This window comes from Duganella sp. BJB1802 (genome assembly GCF_013369445.1).
Classification (GTDB): Bacteria; Pseudomonadota; Gammaproteobacteria; order Burkholderiales; family Burkholderiaceae_D; genus Rugamonas; species Rugamonas vulcania_A.
In genome coordinates this window covers 87,347-112,981 of sequence record NZ_JABWEF010000016.1, presented here as the reverse complement: position 1 = coordinate 112,981, position 25,635 = coordinate 87,347, and the positions used below count along the sequence as shown (strand labels likewise).

General features: G+C 64.3%; 25 protein-coding genes and 1 tRNA gene. 14 read left to right on the top strand and 12 right to left on the bottom strand.

All coding sequences use genetic code 11. The annotated features are described in order from the left end of the window. The first annotated feature begins 3 nt into the window (after positions 1–3). Entirely contained in the window at positions 4–1,155 is a 1,152-nt protein-coding gene (locus HUX88_RS23245) for an MFS transporter (RefSeq protein ID WP_176363284.1), read from the top strand. On the opposite strand, the gene HUX88_RS23240 is transcribed toward HUX88_RS23245, so the two are convergent. The 4 genes from HUX88_RS23240 to HUX88_RS23225 form a co-directional block, all read right to left on the bottom strand. After that, positions 1,152–2,648, bottom strand: a complete 1,497-nt coding sequence (locus tag HUX88_RS23240) for an HDOD domain-containing protein (protein WP_117010381.1) — start codon at positions 2,646–2,648, stop codon at positions 1,152–1,154. The two genes, HUX88_RS23245 and HUX88_RS23240, sit on opposite strands and share 4 nt — an antisense overlap. Next, positions 2,645–4,318: a bifunctional diguanylate cyclase/phosphodiesterase gene (locus HUX88_RS23235; RefSeq protein WP_117010382.1), complete on the bottom strand. Its 1,674-nt coding sequence runs from the start codon at positions 4,316–4,318 to the stop codon at positions 2,645–2,647. Before HUX88_RS23235 ends, HUX88_RS23240 begins: the two co-directional genes overlap by 4 nt. A gap of 260 nt (positions 4,319–4,578) precedes the next feature. Continuing rightward, positions 4,579–5,808: an enoyl-CoA hydratase-related protein gene (locus tag HUX88_RS23230; protein WP_229219498.1), complete on the bottom strand. Its 1,230-nt coding sequence runs from the start codon at positions 5,806–5,808 to the stop codon at positions 4,579–4,581. Between the two features lie 11 nt (positions 5,809–5,819). Next, the gene (locus HUX88_RS23225) at positions 5,820–7,022 is read right to left on the bottom strand and encodes an acetyl-CoA C-acetyltransferase (protein ID WP_176363282.1); all 1,203 of its coding nucleotides are present in this window, start codon (positions 7,020–7,022) and stop codon (positions 5,820–5,822) included. A gap of 109 nt (positions 7,023–7,131) precedes the next feature. On the opposite strand from HUX88_RS23225, the gene HUX88_RS23220 reads away from it, so the two are divergent. The 6 genes from HUX88_RS23220 to HUX88_RS23195 all read left to right on the top strand — a co-directional run bounded on the left by HUX88_RS23220 (position 7,132) and on the right by HUX88_RS23195 (position 12,103). Further along, positions 7,132–8,292, top strand: coding sequence for an acyl-CoA dehydrogenase family protein (locus HUX88_RS23220; protein WP_176363281.1), 1,161 nt, complete (start codon positions 7,132–7,134; stop codon positions 8,290–8,292). Then, complete coding sequence (locus HUX88_RS23215; RefSeq protein ID WP_176363280.1) at positions 8,289–9,965, top strand: isovaleryl-CoA dehydrogenase; 1,677 nt, start codon at positions 8,289–8,291, stop codon at positions 9,963–9,965. Before HUX88_RS23220 ends, HUX88_RS23215 begins: the two co-directional genes overlap by 4 nt. Positions 9,966–9,980: 15 nt before the next feature. Then, on the top strand, positions 9,981–10,562 hold the full coding sequence (locus HUX88_RS23210; protein WP_117010387.1) for a TetR/AcrR family transcriptional regulator: 582 nt from the start codon (positions 9,981–9,983) through the stop codon (positions 10,560–10,562). A 38-nt stretch (positions 10,563–10,600) separates the two neighbouring features. Beyond that, positions 10,601–11,251 carry a uracil phosphoribosyltransferase gene (gene upp, locus HUX88_RS23205; protein ID WP_117010388.1) on the top strand — a complete coding sequence of 217 codons (651 nt, stop codon included), beginning with the start codon at positions 10,601–10,603 and terminating at the stop codon, positions 11,249–11,251. A 5-nt stretch (positions 11,252–11,256) separates the two neighbouring features. Beyond that, on the top strand, positions 11,257–11,613 hold the full coding sequence (locus HUX88_RS23200; protein ID WP_176363279.1) for an Hpt domain-containing protein: 357 nt from the start codon (positions 11,257–11,259) through the stop codon (positions 11,611–11,613). 286 nt (positions 11,614–11,899) lie between these two features. After that, positions 11,900–12,103 carry a cold-shock protein gene (locus HUX88_RS23195; RefSeq protein WP_008448165.1) on the top strand — a complete coding sequence of 68 codons (204 nt, stop codon included), beginning with the start codon at positions 11,900–11,902 and terminating at the stop codon, positions 12,101–12,103. Positions 12,104–12,201: 98 nt separating this feature from the next. Here HUX88_RS23195 and HUX88_RS23190 read toward each other — a convergent pair whose 3' ends face one another. After that, positions 12,202–13,113 carry a LysR family transcriptional regulator gene (locus HUX88_RS23190; protein ID WP_161085641.1) on the bottom strand — a complete coding sequence of 304 codons (912 nt, stop codon included), beginning with the start codon at positions 13,111–13,113 and terminating at the stop codon, positions 12,202–12,204. 201 nt (positions 13,114–13,314) lie between these two features. Between HUX88_RS23190 and aceB the strand changes: the two genes are divergently transcribed. Then, positions 13,315–14,913 carry a malate synthase A gene (aceB, locus tag HUX88_RS23185; protein ID WP_176363278.1) on the top strand — a complete coding sequence of 533 codons (1,599 nt, stop codon included), beginning with the start codon at positions 13,315–13,317 and terminating at the stop codon, positions 14,911–14,913. A gap of 33 nt (positions 14,914–14,946) precedes the next feature. Here aceB and gloB read toward each other — a convergent pair whose 3' ends face one another. Next, positions 14,947–15,753 (bottom strand): hydroxyacylglutathione hydrolase, encoded by an 807-nt coding sequence (gloB, locus tag HUX88_RS23180; RefSeq protein ID WP_176363277.1) that lies wholly within the window; start codon positions 15,751–15,753, stop codon positions 14,947–14,949. A 21-nt stretch (positions 15,754–15,774) separates the two neighbouring features. Here gloB and HUX88_RS23175 point away from each other — a divergent pair, with 21 nt between their 5' ends. The 4 genes from HUX88_RS23175 (at position 15,775) to HUX88_RS23160 (ending at position 17,902) form a co-directional block, all read left to right on the top strand. Beyond that, positions 15,775–16,554: a class I SAM-dependent methyltransferase gene (locus tag HUX88_RS23175; RefSeq protein ID WP_176363276.1), complete on the top strand. Its 780-nt coding sequence runs from the start codon at positions 15,775–15,777 to the stop codon at positions 16,552–16,554. Further along, on the top strand, positions 16,547–16,987 hold the full coding sequence (gene rnhA, locus HUX88_RS23170; RefSeq protein ID WP_117010394.1) for a ribonuclease HI: 441 nt from the start codon (positions 16,547–16,549) through the stop codon (positions 16,985–16,987). The genes HUX88_RS23175 and rnhA overlap by 8 nt, the downstream gene beginning before the upstream one ends. A gap of 53 nt (positions 16,988–17,040) precedes the next feature. After that, the gene (gene dnaQ / locus HUX88_RS23165) at positions 17,041–17,757 is read left to right on the top strand and encodes a DNA polymerase III subunit epsilon (protein WP_117010395.1); all 717 of its coding nucleotides are present in this window, start codon (positions 17,041–17,043) and stop codon (positions 17,755–17,757) included. A gap of 70 nt (positions 17,758–17,827) precedes the next feature. Further along, a tRNA-Val gene (locus HUX88_RS23160) sits at positions 17,828–17,902 on the top strand. A gap of 273 nt (positions 17,903–18,175) precedes the next feature. Here HUX88_RS23160 and HUX88_RS33310 read toward each other — a convergent pair. From HUX88_RS33310 to HUX88_RS23130, 6 genes are all read right to left on the bottom strand, one after another. After that, the gene (locus HUX88_RS33310) at positions 18,176–18,544 is read right to left on the bottom strand and encodes a YXWGXW repeat-containing protein (protein ID WP_117010585.1); all 369 of its coding nucleotides are present in this window, start codon (positions 18,542–18,544) and stop codon (positions 18,176–18,178) included. 55 nt (positions 18,545–18,599) lie between these two features. Then, on the bottom strand, positions 18,600–19,127 hold the full coding sequence (locus HUX88_RS23150) for a glycine zipper 2TM domain-containing protein (RefSeq protein ID WP_161088784.1): 528 nt from the start codon (positions 19,125–19,127) through the stop codon (positions 18,600–18,602). 194 nt (positions 19,128–19,321) lie between these two features. Beyond that, positions 19,322–20,191 (bottom strand): ABC transporter permease, encoded by an 870-nt coding sequence (locus tag HUX88_RS23145; protein ID WP_161088785.1) that lies wholly within the window; start codon positions 20,189–20,191, stop codon positions 19,322–19,324. A gap of 18 nt (positions 20,192–20,209) precedes the next feature. Beyond that, positions 20,210–20,986 (bottom strand): ABC transporter ATP-binding protein, encoded by a 777-nt coding sequence (locus tag HUX88_RS23140; protein WP_117010398.1) that lies wholly within the window; start codon positions 20,984–20,986, stop codon positions 20,210–20,212. Next, positions 20,986–21,981, bottom strand: coding sequence for an ABC transporter substrate-binding protein (locus HUX88_RS23135; protein ID WP_176363275.1), 996 nt, complete (start codon positions 21,979–21,981; stop codon positions 20,986–20,988). Before HUX88_RS23135 ends, HUX88_RS23140 begins: the two co-directional genes overlap by 1 nt. A 99-nt stretch (positions 21,982–22,080) precedes the next feature. Continuing rightward, entirely contained in the window at positions 22,081–23,409 is a 1,329-nt protein-coding gene (locus HUX88_RS23130) for a porin (RefSeq protein ID WP_117010400.1), read from the bottom strand. Positions 23,410–23,572: 163 nt separating this feature from the next. On the opposite strand from HUX88_RS23130, the gene HUX88_RS23125 reads away from it, so the two are divergent. Both HUX88_RS23125 and HUX88_RS23120 read left to right on the top strand, forming a co-directional pair. Then, positions 23,573–24,247, top strand: a complete 675-nt coding sequence (locus tag HUX88_RS23125) for a response regulator (protein ID WP_117010401.1) — start codon at positions 23,573–23,575, stop codon at positions 24,245–24,247. Beyond that, on the top strand, positions 24,231–25,622 hold the full coding sequence (locus HUX88_RS23120; RefSeq protein WP_176363274.1) for a sensor histidine kinase: 1,392 nt from the start codon (positions 24,231–24,233) through the stop codon (positions 25,620–25,622). The genes HUX88_RS23125 and HUX88_RS23120 overlap by 17 nt, the downstream gene beginning before the upstream one ends. The last annotated feature ends 13 nt before the right edge of the window (positions 25,623–25,635 follow it).

Here is a 25,635-nt window from a genome sequence, read left to right as displayed (position 1 = left end):
GCGGTGCCGGTACAAGCGTTCAGCTTCGCCTTATTCCTGTTCTGCTACTACGCGCACGCGGGAACCTGGTCCACCTACGCCACGCTGTTCTTCGCCGACAAAGGCATGACGGTGGCGCAGATCGGCGTGCTGATGTCGATGATCCAGGTGCTGCGCATCGTCGGCCCCAACGTCTGGGGCTACGTCGCCGACCACTACGACCGCCGCGTGTTCGTGCTGCGGATGGCCGGCTTCGCCGCGCTGGCGGGCTTCAGCGGCTTCTTCTTCGGCAGCACCTTCGTCCACTTCATGCTGGCGATGATCGTGCTGAACCTGTTCACCAGCGGCCAGGCGCCGATCTGCGAGGCGCTGATGCTGTCCGAGATGCGCGGCGACCTGACCTACTATGGCCGCATCCGCATGTGGGGCTCGATCGGCTTCATCGCCTCGGTCACGCTGGCCGCGTACGCGCTGGAGCACTACGGCATCGCCGCGCTGCCGTGGGTGGCCGCCGTGCTGCTGGTGCTGACCATCGCCGCCGCGTTCCGCCTGCAGGACGTGCCGCGCCGCGTGCACAAGGTGGCGCCGCCGCCGCTGCTGTCGCTGCTGCGTCGGCGCGAGGTGATCGCCTTCTTCGCCTCGACCGCGCTGATGGTGGCGGCCCACACCTCGCTGTACACCTTTTATTCGCTCTACCTGGAGCGCAACGGCTACAGCAAGACCGTGATCGGCGCCATGTGGTCGCTGGGCGTGACGGCCGAGGTGCTGCTGTTCTACTTCCAGGCGCCGCTGTTCAAGCGCTGGGGCGCGCGCAACATGATGCTGGTGACCTTGGCCGTGGCGGTGGTGCGCTTCCTGATGATAGGCTTCGGCCCACACGTGCTGTGGCTGCTGATCGTGGCGCAGGTGATGCACGCGGCCACCTTCGCGCTGCATCATTCGTCGTCCGTGATGACCTTGCAGCGCTGGTTCTCCGGGCCGCTGCAGGCGCGCGGGCAGGCGCTGTACATGAGCATCTCGTACGGCATCGGCGGCTCGCTGGGCGGGCTGTTCCTGGCGCAGTGGTGGGAGAGGGCGGGGCCGCAGTCGGTGTACTACGTGGCGGCGGCGCTGGTGGCGTGCTCGATGCTGGCCGCCGTGCTGTCCTACCGCTGGCAGCAGCGCGACACCTACTAGCCGCGCGAGCCGACCGCTTCCAGCTTGTGACGGCGTTCGACCGCCCGCACCACCAGCGCCCGCATGTCGTTCAACAGCGCGAACTCTGTCTGGCTCAGCTGGATGGGCGGGAAGGAATCGTCCCAGTCGCCGTACAGGAAGCCGGCCGGCTGGCCGTTGGCCGACAGCGGCAGGATCACGAAGCTGCGCGCCTCCGACAGGGAGCTCTTCCACCACAACGGCAGCTTGGCGGCGAACTTGGCGTCGCGGGCGTTTTCGATGAAGATCACGCGGTCGCTGTTGAGCGCGGCGTGGAACACGTTCGGCTCGTAGGCGTCGTCGAAGGCCAGCGCCGGCAGCAGTTCCTTGCTGCCTTCGCCAAAGCTGATCTTGGCGGCGTACTGGTTGTCCTTGCGGTTGCGCACGAAGGCCACTGCGCGCGAGAAGTCCAGTCCCTTGTACACCGTCTCCAGCGCGATCTGCACCATCTGGCCGGGGTTGGCCGTCTCCAGCATGTCGCGCATGTCGGCCAGGCCGCTGAGCAGGATCTTGTTGCCGGCGGCGCGCTGGCGCGTCTTGGCCAGGGCCTTGGCGCGGCGCTCGGCGGGGCGCGACAGCGGCGCGATGCTCAGGTCGTTTGCCGCCACCACCTTGGCCTGCTCGATGGCGTGCATCAGGTTGTCCGGCTCCACGCCCAGCATGGCGGAATACGCCTGCGTCAGTTCCTGGACCACGGCGGCGCCGGCCGCGTCGTCATGCCACAGCGATTCGGCGCACAACGCCGACATGGTCGACAGGCCGGCGATCCAGTCCGAGCTGCTCACCTCCGCGCCCGGTTCCGGCGGCGCGACCTTGCGCATGCCCTTGACCAGCGTGCCCGGTAGGCCCCAGTGCAGGGCGGCCGCGTGGCCGATCTCCTCCATCGTCAGGCCCAGCATTTCGGGCGCGACCTGGTCGATGCCGCAGCCGGCCTGGTCGGCCGCGCGCTGCAGTTCCTGCCAGCGCTCCGGCATGTAGAAGGTCATCATCATGCGGCCCAGCGTGTGCAGCATCGAGCACACCACGGCTTCCTCGCCGTGGCGGCTTTCGGCCGTGTAGGCGATCTGCTGCGCCACGATGCCGGCCAGCACGGCCTTTTCCATTTCGATGTGGGCGATGGTGGCGTCGGGCGAGCCGGCCGCCAGTTCCTCGATCAGCTTGAGGCCCAGCGCCAGGTGGCCGATGGCCTCCGTGCCCAGCACCAGCACCGCCTTCGAGACCGTGTTCACATGCTGGCCGAAGGCCGAGTACATGCCGCTGTTGGCCAGCCGCAGCACCTTTTGCGTGAGCACCGGATCGGACAGCACGGTGCGGGTCATGTTGAATTCCTGCTCGTCCTCGCCGCGCATCGCGCCCAGGATGGCGGTGATGGCCTTGGCGAAGCCCGGCATGTCGCCGCGCCGGCGGGTGCAGTCCCACAGCGCGGCCAGCGTGGCGTCGCCCAGCGGGGTGCTGGCGGTGAAACGCGCCGTCATTGGGCCACCTGACGCAGTTCGGGCGGCACTACCTTGACGTGGATGCTTTCCTTGAGCGCGGCCAGCGCCACATTGGCGGCCATCGGCTTGCCGGTCAGGTAGCCCTGGATGTACTGGCAGCCGCGCTGTTCCAGGTAGTCCATCTGGCCCTCGGTCTCGACGCCCTCGGCCACCACGGACAGGTCCAGGTGCTTGGCCAGGTCGAGCACGGCGTTGCAGATGGCGCCGTCCTTCTGCGAACCGGGCAGGTCGCGGATGAAGGTGCGGTCGATCTTCAGCACGGAGATGGGGAAGCGCTTGAGGTAGGCCAGCGAGGAATACCCCGTGCCGAAATCGTCGATGGCGATGCGGGCGCGGCGCTCGGCCATCTTGGTCAGGATGGACTCGGCATGCGCCGGGTCGATCATCAAAGTACCTTCTGTGATTTCCAAAACCAATTGCTCACCAAGTAGGCCGGAGAAGGCGATCGCGTCGTCCAGCACATCCAGAAATTTATCGTTGCGGAATTGCCGCGGGCTGATATTAACAGAGATGTACAGGCTGCGCTTCGCCACTTCCTCGAACTGTTTCAGCTGTACGCAGGCGGCCTTCAAGGCCCAGGCGCCCAGCAAGTTGATGAGGCCGTTGGTCTCGGCGATCGGGATGAAGCGGGCCGGCGGCACCATGCCCAGCGTCGGGTGCTTCCAGCGCATCAGCGTTTCGAAACCCTGGATCTCGCGCGTGCGGGCGTCGACGATGGGCTGGTAGTAGAGCAGGAACTCGCCCTCGCGTACCGCCTGGAACATCGCCGCCTCCAGCGAGATGTCGTGTTCCGGCGGGCCGGACTGGGATTGGCTGTAGACCACGCAACGGGCCTTGCCGGTCTCCTTGGCGCGCGACATGGCGGCGTCGGCCAGCGCGACCAGGCGCACCTCGTCCTCGGCGTGCTGCGGATAGACCGCCACGCCGACCGAGGCGCCGACGTAGATCGTGTGGTTGTCGATTTCAAACGGTGACTGCAGGGTGGCGATCAGGCGGCCGGTGACCAGCTTGATCTGCGCCTCGGTGGCGGTGCCGGGCAGCACGGCGACAAACTCGTCGCCGCCGACGCGGGCCAGGGTGTCGCTGTCGCGCAATGTCTTGCGCAGGCGGGCGGCGGCGGTGCGCAGCACGGCGTCGCCGACCGGATGGCCGAGGCCGTCGTTGACCTTCTTGAATCCGTCCAGACCGATGGTGGCGACCGAGAAGCCCTGGCCGGAGCGGCGCGCGTTGGCGATCACCATGCGCATGCGGTCCGACAGCAGCAGGCGGTTGGGCAGTTCGGTCAGGGCGTCGTGGGTGGCCATGTGGCGCAGCCGCTCTTCGGTGGCGCGCTGCAGCGTCATGTCGCGGCCGACCACCAGCAGCTCGCTCAGGCCGTGCTGGTTGGCGTAGCAGGAGACTCTCAGTTCGTGCCAGATCTCGGCGTCCGGCGTCTTGATGCGTACTTCCAGCTGGCGCGACACACTGGTGCCGCCGACTTCGGCCAGCACGGCGGCCAGCGGCGCCTGGTCGTCCAGCGATACCAGCTTGAGCAGCGTGTCGCCGGCCAGCGGGACATGGCTGGAGATCAGGGCCACCGCGCGTTTGCTGGCATACAGTATCTGCCCCAGTTGATTGAGGCGGAACACAACATCGCCCGCCTCTTCCATGAGGTTATCCAATTCATGTCGCGGGGATGGGGCTGGGATACTGGAAAACATCGCGAGGATCTAATCTTTCATTTTATACATGTAACGTGGCTGCGCGAAACTTGCAAAACCAGAACGCAATGTATCACTGATGAGAGTGGATTTACATGAAAAACGACAACATCGAAGCGACTTTTACAGTTTTCTCTTGAGTTAGGCCAATAAATTGAAGTTTACATAGGGGAAAACACGGCTGTGCTGGACAGCCGTGCAGGCCTGGTTCAGGCGGGTTGCGCGAAATGCATGGCGCCTCCGGTGTGGGCTGGGAAACCGAATAGTTGTACGGAAATCAGGTCGGCCTCGGGGGCGCTGACGGCGCCGCTTTCGACATGCTGCCGCGCGGTGGCGCACAGCGTGTGCAGCAGGCGGTCGCGGAGCTCAGTCAGCTGGAGCGCGGATGCTTCACCCTCGTCGCCGGCGGGGCTGGCGGCGGTGTCGGGCGGCGGCGGCAGGCCGGCCGCGAGGGCGGCGTTGCGCAGCAGCGCTTCCGGCACGGATCCGGCCCGCAGCGCGCTGATCTCGTCCGCGTAGCATAAACGCAATGCGGCGGCCAGTTCCAGCGCCGCCGGCGATGCCAGGTCGGCGCGAATTTGATTTAAGTGCATCAGATTGTGGGCCACCGGACTGATCGCGGTCTGGCAGAAATAGCGGCTTTCGATCAGCAGCGCGCTGTCGAAATCGACTTGCAGGCCCTCGACCATGGCGCACAGGATGGCCTCCGGCGCCGGCAGGTGGCCGCCGGTGCGCTGGCGCAGCACGGCGGGCGCCATTTGCAGCAGCGTCTGCACCGGGGCGGACGTGAGCGCGCCGCCCGGCAGGCGATAGCCCTTGGCGTCCCACGGCTGCACGGCGGGCGCGTCGGCGGCCAGCGTGGTGTGCACCAGTTCGGCCACCTGTTCCTCGTTGTAGGCCACGGTGTGCAGCAGCGCGGCGTGCAGGGCCTGGTCGGCTGTCAACGTCGCGCCATCGAGCAGCAGCGGCATGGCGCCCTGCAGGCCGGCCAGGCGCACGGTGCGGACGATCTCGCCCGCAGCCGGCGCCACGCCCAGATGCACTTGCGGCAGGCTGAAGGTCGCGTCGTCCAGGCTGATGCGGTGATGGCAGGCCAGCGCCAGGCCCAGCGCGTGGCCGCCGACCGCGCCGGCCAAGGTGGCGATGACCGGAATGCCCAGGCATTCCAGGCGGCGCAGCAGGCGGTTGTAGGCGGCCAGCATGTGCATGCAGTCGCCGGCCTGGGCCGTGGTCAGCGCCATCAGGTGTTCCAGTTCGTGGTCCGAATCGGTGGCCTCGGCGTCGAAGCCGACGATGACGCCGTGCAGGCCGGCGCGGCCGGTTTCCAGCTTGTCGAGCAGGGCGCCCAGCTCGCGCTGGAACAGCCGGCTCAGCGGATTGATGGCGCGCGCGGCCACCATGACGGTGACGGCGCCGCCGGTTTGATGGGTAGTGATCATGCTCATTCCGTTCACACGCGTTCGATGATGGTGGCGATGCCCATGCCGCCGCCCACGCACAGGGTTATCAGGCCGCGCTTGAGGTCGCGGGCTTCCAGTTCGTCCAGCAGGGTGCCGAGCAGCATGCAGCCGGTCGCGCCCAGCGGATGGCCGAGCGCGATGGCGCCGCCGTTGACGTTGACCTTTTCCTCCGGCACGCCCAGCTCGGTCATGAAGCGCATCACCACCGAGGCGAAGGCTTCGTTCACTTCGAACAGGTCGATGTCGGCGATGTCGAGGCCGGCCTTCATCAGCGCCTTGCGGGCGGCGGGCGCGGGGCCGGTCAGCATGATGGTCGGATCGGTGCCGGTGACGGCGGTGGCCAGCACGCGCGCGCGCGGTTTCAGGCCCAGTTGGTTGCCGGCCGCCTCGCTGCCGATCAGCGCGAGCGCGGCGCCGTCGACGATGCCGGAGGAGTTGCCGGCCGTGTGGATGTGGTCGACCCGGTCCAGCTGCGGATACTTGCGCAGCGCCACGCTGTCGAAGCCCATGCGGCCGGCCGCCTCGAACGAAGGCTTCAGGCCGCTCAAGGTTTCGATGGTGGTGTTGGGCTTGATGAATTCGTCCTCGGCCAGGATCAGCACGCCGTTCTGGTCGTGCACCGGCACCACCGAACGGAAGCGGCCGGCGGCGCGCGCGGCGGCGGCCTTTTGCTGCGAGCGCATGGCGTAGGCGTCGACCTGCTCGCGGGTGTAGCCGTCCAGCATGGCGATCAGGTCGGCGCCTATGCCTTGCGGCAGGAAATCGGTGCGCAGGCTGGTCTCGGGGTCCAGCGCCCAGGCGCCGCCATCCGAGCCCATGGGCACGCGCGACATCGATTCGACGCCGCCGGCCACCACCATATCCTCCCAGCCGGAGCGTACCTTCTGCGCCGCCAGGTTGACCGCTTCCAGGCCCGAGGCGCAGAAACGGTTCAGTTGCACGCCGGCCACCTTCCAGTCCCAGCCGGCGGCCAGCGCGGCGATCTTGGCGATGTCCGCCCCCTGGTCGCCGACCGGCGTGACGCAGCCGAGCACGACGTCGTCGATCAGCGCGGTGTCGAGTTTGTGGCGCGTCTGCAGCTCGCGCATCAGGCCCGACAGCAGCGTAATCGGCTTGACGGTGTGCAGACTGCCGTCCTTCTTGCCCTTGCCGCGCGGGGTGCGGATGGCCTCGTACACATAGGCTTCGATCATGGAACCTCCTTGTCTGGACGGCCATCATAGAGTGCAAACGACAACAAAGCAACTGCTTGCTTCGTGGCGCCAATTGCGCTAGTCTGGCCGGATAACCAGGGGACAGGCCATGTTTGACAGCCACGAACATCAGCAATTACAGCGCACACTGAGGCGCTTCATCGAGAGCGAAATCAACCCCTATGTCGATGAGTGGGAGGAGGCCGGCATATTTCCCGCGCACGCCCTGTTCAGGAAAATGGGCGGGCTCGGTTTGCTGGGGTTGACCAAGCCGGTGGAATACGGCGGTTTGGGCCTCGATTATTCGTATTCGATGGCGATGGCCGAGACGCTGGGCCATGTCGACTGCGGCGGGATTCCGATGGCGATCGGCGTGCAGACCGATATGTGCACACCGGCGCTGGCGCGCTTCGGCTCGGACGCCCTGTGCCGCGAGTTCCTGGCGCCGGCCATCAGCGGCGAGATGGTGGGTTGCGTCGGCGTCTCCGAAGCGCACGCCGGCTCGGACGTGGCGGCCATCCGCACCAGCGCGCGCAAGGACGGCGGCGATTACATCATCAACGGCAGCAAGATGTGGATCACCAACAGCCTGCAGGCGGACTGGATGTGCGTGCTGGTCAACACCTCCGACGGCCCGGCCCACAAGAACAAGACGCTGGTGATGGTGCCGATGGATACGCCGGGCGTCTCGGTCGGCAGGAAGATCCGCAAGATCGGCATGAACGCTTCCGACACCGGCCTGATTTACTTCGACGAGGTGCGCGTGCCGCGGCGCCACGCCATCGGCGAGGAGGGGCAGGGCTTCGTGTACCAGATGCTGCAGTTTCAGGAAGAGCGCTTGTGGGCTGCGGCAAACGCGGTGCAAACGCTAGCCAATTGTATAGACTTGACGGTGGACTGGGCGCGCGAGCGCGCCATGTTCGGCGGCCGGCTGCTGGATAATCAGCACGTCCATTTCAAGCTGGCGGAGTTGAAGACGGAAGTGGAGAGCCTGCGCGCGCTGACCTATCGCGCCGGGCAGCTGTATGTGGGCGGCCAGGATGTGACCGAGCTGGCCTCGATGTGCAAGCTGAAGGCGGGCCGCCTGCTGCGACTGGTGCCCGACGCCTGCATGCAGTTCTGGGGCGGCATGGGCTACAGCTGGGAGAGCCGCGTCGCGCGCATGTTCCGCGACGGGCGCCTGACATCCATCGCCGGTGGCGCCGATGAAGTCATGTTGGGCATCATCGCCAAGCAAATGGGCATCTTGCCGAAGAAGGAGAAGAAATGAATCCATTCGATACGCATGAAGTGAGCAACACGGTTGCACCGTTCGAGAACGTCAACCTGTACGCGGCCGATCCGGCCTTGCAGGAGGCGCTGCTGCGCGAAGGCGGCGCGGCGGCGGCCGAGTCGCTGCACGCGCTGGGCGCGCAGCTGGGCCGGGCGGAGGTGCTCGACCTGGCGCGGCTGGCCAACCAGCATACGCCGAAGCTGCATAACTTCGACCGCGCCGGCAAGCGCGTGGACGAGGTGGAGTTCCATCCGGCCTGGCATAGCCTGATGGCGCTGTTGATCGAGAACGGCGCGCATGCGTCGCCATGGCTGGGCGGCCCCGGCGCGCAGGTCGCGCGGGCGGCGCGCTACATGCTGTTCGGGCAGGTGGAGAACGGCTCGCAATGTCCGGTGACGATGACGTATGCGTCCGTGCCGGCGCTGAAGCAGGCGCCGAAGATCGCCGCCAAGTGGCTGCCGAAGATCCTGTCGACCGAATACGACCCGCGCTCGCTGCCGGTCGAGCAGAAGCGCGGCGCCATCATCGGCATGGGCATGACGGAGAAGCAGGGCGGCTCCGACGTGCGCTCCAACACCACCCGCGCAGAGCCGGTGCCGCCGGCCGAAGCGCGCGCGATGTTCGGCGAGGAGGGCGAGGACGTCTATCGCATCGTCGGCCACAAGTGGTTCTTCTCGGCGCCGCAAAGCGACGCGCACCTGATCCTGGCGCAGACCGACGACGCGGGCAGCGCCGGGTTGTCGTGCTTCTTCCTACCACGCTATCTGCCGGACGGCGGCCGCAACCAGATCCGCGTGCAGCGCCTGAAGGATAAATTGGGCAACCGCTCCAACGCCTCGTCGGAGGTCGAGTTCACCGGCGCCTACGGCTGGTTGATCGGCAAGCCGGGACGCGGCATTCCGACGATACTGGAGATGGGCAGCCACACCCGCCTCGATTGCGTGTTGGGTAGTGCCGGCACCATGCGCGCCGCGCTGACGCATGCGCTGCACCACGCGCGCAGGCGCTCGGCGTTCGGCCGCCCGCTGTCCGAGCAGCCGCTGATGCAGAACGTGCTGGCCGACCTGGCGCTGGAATCGGAAGCGGCGACGGCCTTCGGCCTTCGGCTGGCGCGCTGCTTCGACGAGGGCGCCGATCCGGCGCAGGCGCTGCTGGCGCGCATCCTGACGCCGGCCGGCAAATACTGGGTCTGCAAGCGCGGGCCGGCGTTCGGCGCGGAGGCGATGGAAGTCATCGGCGGCAGCGGCTACGTGGAGGACGGCCCGCTGGCGCGCCTGTACCGCGAGCTGCCCGTCAACTCGATCTGGGAAGGCTCGGGCAACGTGATGTGCCTTGACTTGTTGCGCGCCTTCGGCAAAACTCCAGCCGCGCGCGAGGCGCTGGCGTCCGAGCTGGCCCTGGCCGGCGAGTCTGACGCCGACTACGTCCGCTATACGCGGGCCTTGCTGGCCGACTTGGACCAGCCGCAGTCCGACGAATTCGGCGCCCGCGTGCTGGCCGAGCGGGTGGTGCTGGCGGTGCAGGCCGGCCTGCTGTTGCGGCATGCGCCGGCCTGCGTGTCGTCGGCGTTTATCGCTTCGCGGCTGGCGCGCGAACCCGGCGGCGCGTTCGGACGCCTGCCGGCGGGTGTCGATTGCGCGGCCATCCTGGCGCGCGCGTTGATTGAATAAACTGGATAAATAGTTATGACGAATACCGCCCCTGTCGACAACCGCCGCGCCGATCTGGTACGCGTGGCCGCGCGCCTGTTCCGCGAGCGCGGTTTCGACGGCACCACCACGCGCGACATCGCCGATGCCGTCGGCATGCGCTCCGGCAGTCCGTTCTATCACTTCAAGAGCAAGCAGGACATCCTCGCTGCGGTGATGGAGGAAGGCCTGGTGGCGGGGCTGCCGGCCGCCGAGGCCATCGTCGCGGGCGGTCTGCCGCCGCGCGCCAAGTTCCAGACCCTGGTGCGCGCCCACCTGGAAATCGTGCTGGGCGAAGGCCACGACTTCATCCCGGTGCTGCTGTACGACTGGCGCCGCCTGACTCCGGAACTGCGCGAACGCGTGCAGGTGCTGCGCGACCGCTACGATCAATTGTGGCAGGACGTGGTCAATGAATTGTCTGCCGCCGGACTGCTGCGCAGCGACAGCGCGGTGGCGCGCCTGCTGCTGATGGGCGCGATCAATTACAGCGTGCTGTGGTACAAGCCGGGCCATGGATCCAGCCTGGACCAGATAGCGGAAGAGGCGGTCGCCATGTTTCTGGGTTCCGAGGCCTAGTATAATAAAAAGCACATACCGACCAAACAGAGCAAACAATGAAACAAGATCCGCGTTTTCCCAACCTGTTCATCACCGACCACCCGCTGATACAACACAAGCTGAGCCATATGCGCGCGAAGGACACGTCGACCCGTACCTTCCGCGACCTGCTCAAGGAAATCACGCTGCTGATGGGTTATGAGATCACGCGCGACCTGCCGCTGACCACCCGCACCATCGAAACTCCGCTGATGACCATCGACGCGCCGGTCATCGCCGGTCGCAAGCTGGCCATCGTCCCCATCCTGCGCGCCGGCATCGGCATGAGCGACGGCCTGCTGGACCTGGTGCCGTCGGCGCGCGTCGGCCACATCGGCGTGTTCCGCGACCCGGAAACCCACCAGCCGGTGGAATACCTGGTGCGCCTGCCGGACACGGTCGAACGCACCTTCATCCTGTGCGACCCGATGGTGGCGACCGGTAATTCGGCCGTGCACGCGGTGGACGTGCTGAAAAAGCGCGGCGTGACCGACGACCAGATCATCTTCCTGGCCCTGGTGGCCGCGCCGGAAGGCGTCGAAGTGTTCCAGAAAGCGCATCCCGGCGTGAAGATCTACTGCGCCTCGCTCGATTCGCACCTGAACGACCACGCCTACATCGTGCCTGGCCTGGGCGATGCCGGCGACCGCATCTTCGGCACCAAGTAATCATCATGGCGACTCCGGCCGATCCAGAATACCGCGCCCGCCTGGCGGCGTTGAGCGAACGGTTCGCCGCCACCGTGCCGGGCACGATGGCGCAGATCACCGAGGCGCTGGCGGCTTGCCGGGCGAGCGCCGGCGATCCGCCGCCGGAACCGGAACTGCGCCGGCTTCACGAATTGCTGCACGGAGTGGCCGGCTCCGCCGGCACCTTCGGTTTCGGCATGCTGGGACAGCAGGCGCGGCGCATCGAGCACATGGTGCGCGGCGTGCTGACCGAGGATACCGGCTGGCCGGCGGTCATTCCGGAAGTCGAACAGCTGCTGAATTGGGCAGCCCGTGACCCGCAAGCAACAGACTACGAGTAAGCGTGCGCTTGATCCATATCAAATGACGTAGGATTAAGTTGTCTATAGTGACAAATACACCCTGGGAGACAGGCGGTTGATCGAAGGAAGGTTGGCGTTTTTGCTGGGTTTCTACCAAAAAAAATCTGCCTTTGCATTTATTTTCGCGAAAACGTGCTTTTCTCTCGTAAATGGGTATAATGCGGGATCGTTTAGATTCAAGAGTAGTGCAGTTTGTCTGTCATTTCTTTCTTGCCTCAAACGATATCACGGGCGCAAGCCCAACTTAACTGAAATAGGAATTGTAATGGCAACTGGTATCGTAAAATGGTTCAATGATTCGAAGGGCTTCGGCTTTATCACCCCGGACGAAGGCGGCGAAGATCTGTTCGCTCACTTCTCGGCGATTCAGTCCGCAGGCTTCAAGTCGCTGCAAGAGAACCAACGCGTTTCTTTTGAAGTGACCGCTGGTCCTAAGGGCAAGCAAGCTTCGAACATTCAGCCACTGTAATACGCTGAATCAAACGAAATAAGAAATCCTCGGTATCCGAGGATTTTTTTTCGCCCGCGTTTTTGTGCGGGGCTGTGGTGCTGGCTGTCACATCGGCATCATTTCCAGGATTTGCGCCAATAATCCGGCTGCGCATACGTGTGCCGCAGGAAATCCACGAAGGCGCGTATCCGCAGCGGCAGATGGCGGCGCTGCGCGAACACCGCGTAGATATCGTTGCCTGGCGCGGAATGCTCGTTGAGCACCGTCTGCAGCTTGCCCGCTTCGATCTCGTTACCCACTTCCCACATCGACCGCCATGCCAGGCCTTTGCCGGCCAGCGCCCAGTCGTGCAGCACCTGGCCGTCGTTGCTGCCCATGTTGCCGCTGACTTTGACCACCACGTTCTTGCCGTTGTCGCGGAAGGTCCAGCCGCGCTGGCTGCCTTCGCTGCTGATCGCCAGGCAGTTGTGTTTAGCCAGGTCGGCCAGCGTTTTCGGTTCGCCGTGGCGCTTGAGGTAGGAGGGCGCGGCCACCACCACGCGCTCGTTGTCGGCCAGCTTGACGCTGACCAGGCTGGAATCGGACAGGCTGGCGATGCGGATCGCCACGTCGATGCCTTCGCCGACGATGTCGACCACGCGGTCGCTCATGTTCAGCGTGACGCTGACGTCGCGGTGCTCGGCCAGGAAGGACGGGATCAGCGGCGCCACGTGCTGGCGCCCGAAGCCGGCCGGGGCCGAGATCATCAGGTGCCCGGTGGCGTGCGCGCTGCGCTCGGCGACGGCGGTTTCGGCCTCCTCCAGCTCGGCCAGGATGCGCTGGCAATCCTCCAGGAAGGCCGCGCCCTCGTTGGTCAGCGCCAGTTTGCGCGTGGTGCGTTGCAAAAGTTTGACACCCAGGCGGGTTTCCAGCGCGTCCAGCCGGCGGCCTATCATGGCCGGAGCGATGCCTTCGGCACGTGCGGCGGCCGACAGGCTGCCCTTGGAAACCACTTCGACGAAGGTGGAAATCTGTCTGAATTGACCCATGGAGTGCCTAGCCTGTCACTTGTGATAAAAACGCATAGATGATGTGATTTTTAGTCTCGTTTGCATAACTTATTAGTGAATATACTGTAAAACATATCAAGGCGTAACTGAGTCCGCACACTAAAACTTTCGGCGTGCAACAAGAAGGCCAGTGCTTATAATTAGTTTGGTTGCTAATATTTTTACTATCGGAGAGACCTCATGACGCAGTCCACCATCAATCTGCCGGCAGGCATGGAAATCACCGGCGAGATCAAGCCTGGCTACGAAAACATCCTGACCACCGAGGCACTGTCGCTGGTGGTGAAGCTGACCCGCGAGTTCGAAGCGCGCCGTCAACAACTGCTGGCCGTGCGCGTCGAGCGCGCCAAGCGCCTGGACGCCGGCGAGCGTCCCGACTTCCTGCCCGAGACCGCGCACATCCGCGCCGGCGATTGGAAGATCGCACCGATTCCGAAGGCGCTGGAATGCCGCCGCGTGGAAATCACCGGCCCGGTCGAGCGCAAGATGGTCATCAACGCCTTCAACTCGGGCGCCGACAGCTACATGACGGACTTCGAGGATTCGAACACGCCGAACTGGGACAACCAGATCACCGGCCAGATCAATATGTTCGACGCCGTGCGCCGCACCATCTCGCTGGAGCAGAACGGCAAGTCCTACAAACTGAACGACAAGATCGCCACGCTGGTGGTGCGCCCACGCGGCTGGCACCTGGACGAGAAGCACGTGCTGGTCGACGGCAAGCGCATCTCCGGCGGCATCTTCGACTTCGCGTTGTTCATGTTCCACAACGCCAAAGAGCAGCTGGCGCGCGGCGCCGGCCCATACTTCTACCTGCCGAAGATGGAATCGCACCTGGAAGCGCGCCTGTGGAACGACATCTTCGTGATGACGCAAAACGAACTGGGCCTGCCGCAAGGCACGATCAAGGCCACCGTGCTGATCGAGACCATCCTGGCCGCCTTCGAAATGGACGAGATCCTGTACGAACTGCGCGAGCACAGCTCGGGCCTGAACGCCGGCCGCTGGGACTACATCTTCTCGTGCATCAAGAAGTTCAAGCTGGACAAGGACTTCTGCCTGGCCGACCGCGCCAAGGTGACGATGACCGCGCCGTTCATGCGCGCCTACGCCTTGCTGTTGCTGAAGACCTGCCACAAGCGCAACGCGCCGGCGATCGGCGGCATGGCCGCGCTGATCCCGATCAAGAACGATCCGGAAAAGAACGAAGTGGCCATGGGCGGTGTGCGCAACGACAAGGCGCGCGACGCCACCGACGGCTATGACGGCGGCTGGGTCGCCCACCCGGGCCTGGTGGAACTGGCGATGACCGAGTTCACCAAGGTCTTGGGCGACAAGCCCAACCAGATCGACAAGCAGCGTCCCGACATCGACGTGACCGCCGCGCAGCTGCTGGACTTCAAGCCGGAAGCGCCGATCACCGAAGCCGGCCTGCGCTACAACATCAACGTCGGCATCCACTACCTGGGCAGCTGGCTGGCCGGCAACGGCTGCGTGCCGATCCACAACCTGATGGAAGACGCGGCCACGGCCGAGATCAGCCGTTCGCAAGTGTGGCAGTGGATCCGTTCGGACAAGGGCGTGCTGGAGGACGGCCGCAAAGTGACCGCCGACATGGTGCGCGCGATGATCAAGGAAGAGCTGGTCAAGGTGCAGCGCGATGCGCCGGGCGGCGACGGCCCGACCTACGTCCGCGCCGGCCAGATCTTCGAGGAGATGTCGACCTCGACCGAGTTCGCGGAGTTCCTGACCTTGCCGCTGTACGAAGAGATCTAAGAAAGACCAACGGCCCGCAAGGGCCGTTTTTCATCAGAAGTCATTTTTCCACAAGCGCAGCGCGGTGAAGGTGGCCAGCGGCGTGTCGATGCGGTCCAGCCTTCCGGCGCGCAGCAATTGTTCGGCGATGGCCGGCTCGCGGTAGCGCAGGAAGGGATTGGTCGCCTTTTCCACGCCTATCGTGCTCGGCACCGTCGGCACGTTGTGCTCGCGCTTGTCGGTCTCCACCTTCACCCGTTCCTGCAACGCCAGGTTGTCCGGCTCCACCACGCGCGCGAAGCGCAGGTTGGATAGCGTATATTCGTGGGCACAGAAGACCTTGGTATCATCAGGGAGCGCCGCCAGTTTGCCGAGCGAGCTGATCATCTGCGCCGGCGTGCCCTCGAACAGGCGGCCGCAGCCGCCGGCGAACAGCGTGTCGCCGCAGAACAGCCAGATCGGCTCGCCGTCGGCGGGCTCGCGCACGTAGGCGATGTGGCCCATGGTGTGGCCGGGCACGTCCAGCACCGACAGCCGCAGCGCCAGGCCGGGCACGTCGATCGTCTTGCCTTCGCCGACCGGCAAGGTGATCGCGGCGATGCTCTCGTTGCGCGGACCAAAAACGGGAACCTGATAATGCTGTAATAATTCAGGAACGCCCCCAATATGGTCAGCGTGGTGATGGGTGAGTAGAATGGCGGTGAGCTTGAGCCCGTTGGCCTGGAGGGCCGCCAGTATCGGCTTGGCGTCGCCGGGGTCGACGGCGGCGGCGTGGACGCCATCGTGGATCAGCCACAGGTAGTTGTCGTGGAACGCTGGAACCGTCAGAACACTGAGTGCTTGAATAGATGAATTGGTCATTGGATCGCAAAAAGGCTAGGCATGGACAAGGCAGGATCTGAGAAATCCATTATAGCGCTGGAAGGCTGGCTGCAAACGCCCGCCGGTGTGTACTTGCGTGAGTGGGAACAAACCTGTCTCGATAATTTAACAGCCGATATCTTCGGATTCAACGCCGTGCAAATCGGCATGCCGCAAATCGATGCACTGGCCGCCAACCGCATGCCATACAAATTGCTGGCCGACCGCAAGGTGCGTCCCGTGACCAGCCCGGCGCAGCGGCCGGTGTCGCTGACGCTGGACTACACCGAGCTACCGTTCGCTTCGCAATCGATCGACCTGGTGGTGCTGCCGCATGTGCTGGAGTTCTCCACCGACCCGCACCAGGTGCTGCGCGAGGTCGAGCGGGTGCTGATCCCGGAAGGGCAGGTCATCATCTGCGGCTTCAACCCGGCCAGCCTGTGGGGCGCGCGCCACGTGCTGCGGCGCGTCGGCGGCACCTCCTTCCTGCCGCGCACGGAGGAGCTGATCTCTATGCCGCGCATGAAAGACTGGTTAAAATTATTGAACATGGGCTCCAGCCAAAGCCACTTCGGCTGCTACGCGCCGGCCTGCCGCACAGAAAAGTGGCTGCATCGCTACGCATTCATGGATAATGCCGGGCCGCGCTGGTGGCCGTACTTCGGCGGCGTGTACATCGTGCAGGCGATCAAGCGCGTGAAAGGCATGCATTTGATCGGTCCGGCTTGGACCAAAAGAACAGCGACGGCCCCCGCGGTCGTCCCGGCAACAAATAAAAGGCGGGAACAGCAGGATGGATAAGGTAGAGATTTTTACGGACGGCGCATGCAAGGGTAATCCCGGCCTCGGCGGCTGGGGTGCGTTCCTGGTGGCCGACAGCGCCGAGAAGGAAATTTGCGGCGGCGCGCGCGACACCACCAACAACCGCATGGAACTGCAGGCGGTGATCGAGGCGCTCAACGCGCTCAAGCGGCCGTGCATGGTGACGCTGCACACCGACAGCCAGTATGTACAAAAAGGCATCAGCGAATGGATCCACGGCTGGAAGGCGCGCGGATGGAAGACCGCCGCCAAGGAGCCGGTCAAGAACGAGGACCTGTGGCGCGCGCTGGACGCCGCGCAGGCCATGCACACCGTCGAATGGCGCTGGGTGCGCGGCCACAACGGCCATCCGGGCAACGAGCGGGCCGACATGCTGGCCAACCGCGGCGTCGAACTGGCCCGCGGCCGATGAGCGGCCACGGCCTGTTATACTCCTGCGTTCGGATGTAGCCACCACAGAACACTATGCGCCAAATCGTACTCGATACCGAAACCACCGGCATCAACCCCAAGCTGGGCAACCGCATCATCGAGATCGGTTGCGTGGAGCTGAACAACCGCATGCTGACGGGGAATAACTTCCACGTCTACATCAACCCGGAACGGGAGTCGGAAGAGGGCGCGTTGAACGTCCACGGCCTGACCACCGAGTTCCTGAGCGATAAGCCGAAATTCCATCAGATCGTCGAAGACCTGCGCGCCTACATCCAGGGCGCGGAAGTCATCATCCACAACGCGCCGTTCGACCTGGGCTTCCTGAATCACGAATTCAAGCTGCTGAACCTGCCGGACTTTTCCAGCCACATCGGCGGCGTGATCGACACGCTGGTGCATGCCAAGGAGCTCCATCCCGGCAAGCGCAACTCGCTGGACGCGCTGTGCGACCGCTATGGCGTGTCGAACTCGCACCGCAAGCTGCACGGCGCGCTGCTCGATGCCGAGCTGCTGGCCGACGTCTACCTGTCGATGACGCGCGGGCAGAACAGCCTGGGCATGGACGCGGAGGAGGAAGTGGTGAGCGGCGCCGAATTGCTGGAGCCGGTGCCGCTGGCCGACATCATCTTCCTGCCGGCGTCGGAGGACGAACTGGCGGCCCACGCGGCCACGCTGGCGGGGCTGGACAAGGCCGTCAAAGGCCAGTGCATCTGGACCGCCACCACCACGCCGCCGGCCGCGGCGTAAGAAAATGCGGGAATTTTCGCTTTCGGCCTTCCCCTCCTGGCAGGTTGTATGCGATAATTCGCCCCGCTTCGGGAGGTTAGCTCAGGGGTAGAGCACTGCATTCACACTGCAGGGGTCGCAAGTTCGAAACTTGCACTTCCCACCAGAATTTAGTAAGAAAATCAAAGGCCTGCGTCAATCGACGCGGGCCTTTTTTGTTTGTGATGAGAATAGTACAGAGCAGTACGGATAATTTTTCCCGTTCGTATTCTTCGGCAGTGCGCTCGGTATCCAGTAGATTGTTCGGTCCTGTTCCCAACTACCAATCACCTACGCTTTTGCGCCGAATCGCCCGCAATGAAGCTTCCTTGAATCGAAGGCCGATGATGATTCGATTGCGATCATCGACGGCCTTTTTAATCTTGGGGATGTTAAGGCTCTATCGCTCCCAGTGGCCGCGCGACCATTCCCATTCATTGTGGTGCCAACTCCAATGGCCAGGAATCCAGTAGTGTGAGGGGCTGGGCGCGACCGTGATCTGCTCAACGATTACGGCAGGCATCGGGCGCGCGGAGCCTTGATACCAATGTCCCGACTGCCAGCGCCATCCATGGTCACGCCATGCCCAGTGACCTTGCACCCACGCGTAGCCTGATGCTGGGGGGGGCGGAATCACTTCCTGGATAGGCGCCGGGGCTTGGCGTACAACGGTTGGTTGCTCGTGGACCACGACGCGCTCTTTGACGACAGTCGTGCAGCCGCTCAACGCAACAGCAAATGCGGCCGCATAAAATAATTTTTTAGTCATTTTTTAAATGTCCTTGTTTTATAGTGGGGAAAGACGGTCTGAACCCTGACCGAAATTATTGTTGGCCAGCTGGCTGATTGTGTTTGGCGATTTCATTGCCCACGTAGCCGCCACCGACGGCGCCGGCGATAGCTGCCAGGGTGCGGCCATTACCGCCGCCAACATGACTGCCCACGAAGCCGCCGAGCAGGGCGCCGATGCCTATGCCGAGCGGGCTGTTCTGAGCGACCGGAGCGGGTTGCTGATATGCGGGGGCTGGCCGGTAGTCCCGGGCCTGCTCGGCTTGTGCCGGGTGGACACGGTCGCTGTCGTAGGCGATTTCCTGGCGACGTGGGTATTCATGGCGCACGATGGTTTTGTATCGAACCACCTCGCGCACGGTTGGGGCAGGCGCCGCCTGCTGTGCCAGCGGGGCGCTTGCGTTGTTCGCCATGTCTGCTGCCGGATTGGATACGGCCGCACCATGTGAGTTGGGCAGCAGCCCGGTAATCGCTGCGGCGCCAGCCAGACTGACCAGGGTCAGGGAGACTGCGGCGGCTGCCATCAGTGGGTGAATGCGATTCGAGGTGGCGGCGGTTTCCATGGTCGTTCTCCGGTATGGCGCGGATGTCGCGCTGATAGGCCAATAACGGCTGAACCGGCAAACGGGATGTATGGCAGACGTTTCCTGGGTAAGCATGTGTAACAAGCACAGGCAAACCGGTAACGGTTAGCCCGGTCTCCAGTTGCCTGGCGGCCGGGTCGGCACGCTGAGTACGAATGGGGCAAATGCTTGAATCAACTTCCTTGCTCGACGAACTGCACCGGACGCCATTTAAGCAAGCGGTTCTCCAGCGCGGTCAGCAGGTATTCCGCCGCCAGCGCCACCACGGCCAGCACGATCATCGCCGCGAACACGCCGGCCGCATTGAAGGTGCCTTGCGCGGTGGCGATCAACAGGCCGATGCCGTGCCGTGCGCCGAGGAATTCGCCGACCACCGCGCCAACCAGGGCAAAGCCGAAACTGACATGCAGGCTGGCCAGGATCCAGCTCAGCGCCGACGGGAACACCACGGTGAAGGTCACCTGGCGCTTGCTGGCGCCCAGGATGTAGGCGTTGGCGATCAGGTTGCGGTCGGCTTCGCGCACGCCCTGGAAGGCGTTGCCGAATACGACGAAGAACACCATCACCACCGCCAGCGCCACTTTGGAGCCCATGCCCAGGCCGAACATGATGATGAAGATCGAGCCCAGCACCACACGGGGGATGGCGTTGGCCACCTTGATGTAGATGCTCAGCACGTCGGACATCAGCTTGTTGCGCCCCAGCGCGATGCCGAACACGATGCCCAGCACGCCGCCGATCAGGAAGCCCAGCACTGTTTCTTCCATCGTCACCAGCAGTTCTTTCCACAATGGCCCCTGCGCCGTACCTTCGCTCAGCCAGGTGAGTAGTTGCTCGTAGATGGCCGAGGGACGGGAAAAGAAGAACGGATCCAGCCACTGCCGCTCCACCGCCCATTCCCAGGCGCCCAGAGTGACCACCGCCAGCGCCACGCGCAGGAACAGCACCATGCGCCGGTGGTTGACCGCGCGCGCCACCGCGGCCCGCTCCTCGCCGCCGTCGCCCGGCAGGCCGGCGCTGTCGGCCGATGTCATTGCATGCATAAATAGTCTCCGTGTGGTTTAAACCTGGACTTCGTCCTTGAGGTCCGACCAGATCTGTTTCGACAGGTCGATGAATTGTTGCGTGTAGCGCGCCTCGGCCACATCGCGTGGGCGCGCCAGCGGGATGTCGTAAGTGCTCTTGACGCTGCCCGGTCCCTTGCTCAGCACCACCACCCGGTCGGCCAGCGCGATCGCTTCCTCGATGTCGTGGGTGACGAACACCACCGACGCCTTCCGCTCCGACCACAGACCCAGCAACTCGTCCTGCATCAGCGCGCGGGTCTGCACGTCGAGCGCGGAGAACGGCTCGTCCATCAGCAGGATCCTGGGCTCGTTGATAAAGGTCTGGGCCAGCGCCACGCGCTTGCGCATGCCGCCCGACAGCTGGTGCGGGTAGTGGTGTTCGAAGCCGGCCAGTCCCACGCGCCGCACCCAGTCGGCCGCCTTGTCCTTCGCGGCCGACTTGTCCATGCCGCGGTAGATGGGGCCGATGGCGATGTTGTCGATCACGTTTTTCCACGGGAAGACGGCGTCCGCCTGGAACACGAAGCCGATATTCGGATCGATGCCGGTGACCGGCTGGCCGAACACCCTGACCGAGCCCGACGACGGTGGATTGAGGCCGGTGATCATCCCCAGCGTGGTCGACTTGCCGCAGCCGGTCGGCCCGACGATGGCGCAGAACTCGCCCTCGTTGACGGTCAGGCTGAACTCCCGCAGCGCCAGGGTGACCTTGCCCTGCGGGCTGACGAACTTCCTGCTGACATTGTTCAGATCTATGGCGGGTGTCTTCATTATTTCGCGGCCTTCACGAATTCGGTGGTGTAGGTGTTGGCCAGATTGACCGACTTGCCCTGGACCGACTTGTCGAAGGCGTTCAGCACGCCCAGCACCGTGGCCGGGCCGTTGGCCGGCATCACGCCGTCGTCGGTAAACATGGCCTTGCTGCTCTCCAGCGCCGCGATATACATCTGCTTGTCGGACGCGTAGTAATCGGCCGGCATCTTGTCGGCGATTTCCTTGGCGCTGTGGGTGCGGATGTAGCGCAAGGTCTTGACGAAGGCGTTGGCCAGCTTCTGCACCTGCGGCTTGTGGGCGTTGACCCAGGCCGACTCCATGTACAGGCAGGCGGCGGGGTAGGTGCCGCCCAGCGCCTTTTCGGTTTCCTTCGGCGAGCGCAGATCCACCAGGATGCTGGCAGCGCCGGTGCGCACCAGCCGCGAGATGGTCGGTTCGGTGGTCATGCCGGCCTCGATCTTCCCTTGGCTCATGGCGGCGATGAAGGTCGAGCCGGCGCCGACCGGCAAGGTGGTGAACTCGGTACTCTTGATGCCGGACTTGGCGGCCAGGTACAGCGTCAGGAAGTTGGTGGACGAGCCCAGTCCGGTCACGCCCAGGGTGCGGCCCTTGAAGTCGGCCGGCGACTTGACGCTGCCGGCGGCGGCCTTGGACACCAGGATGACTTCGCCCGGCGCCTGGCTGAACTGCACCACCGATTGCACCGACTTGCCGCGCGCCTGCAGGTCGATCGTGTGGTCGTAGAAGCCGATCACGCCCTGCGCCGCGCCCGACAGCATTTCGGTTTCCGCGTTGACGCCGGCCGGTTCGCTGAGCAGTTCGATGTCCAGTCCGGTCTCCTTCAGATAGCCCAGTTGTTCCGCCAGCTTGGCCGGCAGGTAAATCTGCTTCTCGATCCCGCCGACCATGATGGTGATTTTGTCGGACGCCTGGGAGGGGCCGGCAACGGCCAGCAAGAGCGCGGCCGTGATGGCGCTGAGTGGGGATTTCATGGTGGTCTCCGTTATTTATGTTTTAATTATCTGGCCCGCGGCGGCAAGCCCGCCCGGACGGGCGAGCTTGCATCATAGGCGATCGCCGGTGGCCGGCCGTCAGAAGCGGAAGCGCATGCCGGTCGCCAGGCCGAGCTGCGACTTGTGGCCGTTGGCCTGGGCCGCGAGGTAGCTGCCGTCGGTGTTCAGGCGGTCGGCCGCCAGATACAGTTCGGTGCGGCTGTCGAAGTGGAAGAACATCGAACCGTACAGCGTCTTGCGCTTGCCGCTGGCGGTGGCCTTGGCGTTGCTGGCGTTGGCGTAGGCGTTGAGCACATAGCCGCCGCCGTTGACCGCGGCGTTGTCGGCGTCCATGACCTGGTAGCCGACCTCGTAGTCGAACACGCCCTTCGGTGCGATCTTGGCCGAGACCGTGTAGGCGTTGTCCTTGCGGTTGCCGAGGGCGGTCGGCTGGTCCGCCGTGTAGTGGAAGTAGCCGGCGTTCAGGCGCACGATGCCCAGCTTGTAGTTGCCGCCGACGGAGTAGCTGGTGTTGGTCATGCCGGCCACGCTGGCGGTGTTGTAGAAGGCGGACAGGTTGGCCGTGCCGCCGTTGTAGGCCACGCCCAGCGACTTGGTCGAGCCCGAGTTGAAATCGCCGGGGATGCCGCCGAACTGGTAGCCGACGCCCACCATGATTTTGTCGAATTCCTTTTTCCAGACCACGCCTTTGTCGTAGCGGGTGCCGGTGGCGCTGCCCGAATAGAAGATCAACTGCTTGAAGTTGTTGTTGTTGGTGTAGCCGCCCTCGTTCATGGTGACCTTGCTGGAACCGTAGGGGTCGCCGTAGATCTTGGAGAACTCGCGCGCCAGCGTGTTCTGGCGGCCGACGGTCAGCTTGCCCAGCGTTTTGCTTTCCAGTCCCATCCAGGCGTCGCGGTTGAACAGCGTGCCCGGCGTATCCATGTTCCCGGTCGGCAGTTCATACTCGCTCTCCAGGCGGAAGATCGCTTTCAGGTCGTCGCCGGTCTTGAGCGCGTGGGCGCCTTCCAGGCCCCAGCGGTTGCCGCTGAACCAGGCCACCGACATATCGGTCAGCGACGCGCCGCTGCTGTCGGCATTCGTGTGGCGGCTCACGCTCAGGTCGATCAAGCCGTACAAACGGACGAAATCGTTGCTGGTGCCCAGCACCAGGCCGCCGCTCAGGGGCCTGTCGGTATCGAAGCCGGGCTGGGGCGCCGCCGGGGTATGCGCCGGCGCGCTGGCGCTGGCGGTGGCTTGCTGGATATCGGCCAAGGCCTTGCGCGCCTGGTCGGCCGCCTTTTGCGCGTCGGCCGCGGCCTGTTGGGCTTGCGCCAGCGCTTGTTGTAATTGCTCCGCGCTGCTTTGGGCATGCGCCGCGCCGCCCAAGGTGGTCAATACGGCGAGCGCGATAAGTTTGGTCTTCATTGGTTCTGTCTCCTGTTTTTTTAGAGTAATATGGCAAGCGGTTTTTCGTTGCCGGTGCGACACACTCAAGATACGAGAGCGAACCCTTCAATTTGCCTTCAATCCGGCCGGTTGCACCAAAATACGACACCGGCCGGGCCACCGCACTGTTACAGGGAATGCCATGAAATTACTGCTGGTCGAAGACAACCGCGAACTGTCGTCCTGGCTGAAGCGCCTGCTGAACCAGTCCGGTTACGCCGTGGAGCAGGCATACAGCGGCGAAGAGGCGGGTACGCTGCTGTTGACGCAGCAGTACGACGCCATCCTGCTGGACCTGACCTTGCCTGGCGTCCCAGGCCAGGCCGTGCTGAAGGGGTTGCGGCGCAAGGACGATCCGACGCCGGTGCTGATCATCAGCGCGCAGGATTCGCTGCCCGACATCGTTGAGCACCTCAATCTTGGCGCCGACGACTATCTGGCCAAACCTTTCGACATCACGGAACTGGAGGCGCGGCTGCGTTCGCTGCTGCGCCGTTCCAGCGGGCGTATCAACCCGGTGCTCCATTGCGGCGCCATACGCTATGAAAGCAATTCCAAACGCTTCTTCCTCAACGAGCAAGACCTGAATCCGACGCCGCGCGAGCATGCGATCCTGGAGATGCTGATGCGCCGGCAGGGCTCCACGGTCTCGAAGAAGGCGCTGTGCGACAGCCTGTGTACGCTGGACGATTGCGTGTCCGCCAAGGCGCTGGAGATCTATATCCTGCGCCTGCGTAAGAAACTCGAATGTTCCGGCGCGCAGATCATCACCTTGCGCGGCCTGGGCTATATGCTGACCCATGATACGGCCGCTTAACAGCCTGAAGTGGCGGCTGGGGCTGTGGGTATTCCTGCCCACCGTCATCATCTCGTGCATCGACCTGGTCGTCACCTACCGCAGCACCGACCAGATCGCGACGCTGGTGCAGCAGCAATTGCTGAAAGGTTCGGCGCGCATCATCGCGGAACAATTGATCTCGGTCGAGGGCGGCTATGAAATCAGCATCCCGCCGGCCGCGTTGGAGCTGTTCGCCAGCAAATACCAGGACATGGTGTTTTATTCGGTGCGCAGCAAGCGCGGCCAGCTGATTGCCGGCGACGCCAAACTGCCGCCCTATCCGGGGCCGCTGGCCATCGAGCAAGAGCAGTTTTTCATCACCACCATGCGCGGCGAGCCAGCCCGCACCATCGCCTACGCGCTGGCGTTGCCGAACATGCCGGCCGGCGAGTTCGCCGTCACCCAGGTCGCTCAGACGCTGCGCGGCCACCAAGCCTTCCGCCACGATCTGTTCCTGCTGACCATGCGCGAACACCTGTTGATCCTGGTCATCGTGATCATCGGACTGGTGATCACGTTGCGCTGGACCCTCAAGCCGCTGGCCCGCTTCGGACGGAAACTGCAACAGCGCAGCCCCGGCTCGCTGGAAACGCTCGATGCCAGCGACGAGGCGGTCGAGCTGCAACCGCTGGCCGACGCGATCAACGATTATGTGGAGCGGCTCGATCACGCGTTGTCGTCCTACGAGCGCTTCGTGGCCAACACGGCCCATCAATTGCGGACCTCGTTCGCCATCATCTCGTCGCAGCTCAATTTTGCGCAACGCAGTCCGGGCGTGGAGGGGACGCAGAAGGAGGTGCTGGGCGCGATCCAGAAGTCGGTGCAGCAGGGCACGCGCGTCATCAATCAACTGTTGGTGCTCGCCGCGCTCGAGCGCAAGCGCCAGCATGCGGAGCGGACGCAGCGCACCTTGTTCTCGGTGCCGCTGGTGGAGGCGATCGACTCGCTGGCGCCACTCGCCCAGCAGCGGCAAATCGACCTCGGCATCGACGGCCTCGACGAGACCATCACGGCGCCGGCGCCGGCCCACCTGCTGCGGGAGCTGGTGTCCAACCTGGTCGACAACGCGATCCAGCACACGCCCGCCGGCAGCACGGTGACGGTCACCCTGGCCCGGCACGACGGCGAGGCCCGGCTCCGCGTGGTCGACAACGGTCCCGGCATTCCGGCGGCCGAGCGCGCCAAGGTCTTCGAGCGTTTTTACCGGCTCGACGAGGCGCGGCCGGACAGTTCGGGTCTCGGGCTGGCCATTGTCAAGGAAATATGCGACGCCCTGGGCGCGCGGATCGCCTTGTCGCCCCCCCCGGAGGGCCAGGGCTTGCAGGTTGAGGTCTTGTTTTCCCTGCCGGATTGAGCTGGCTGGCGCA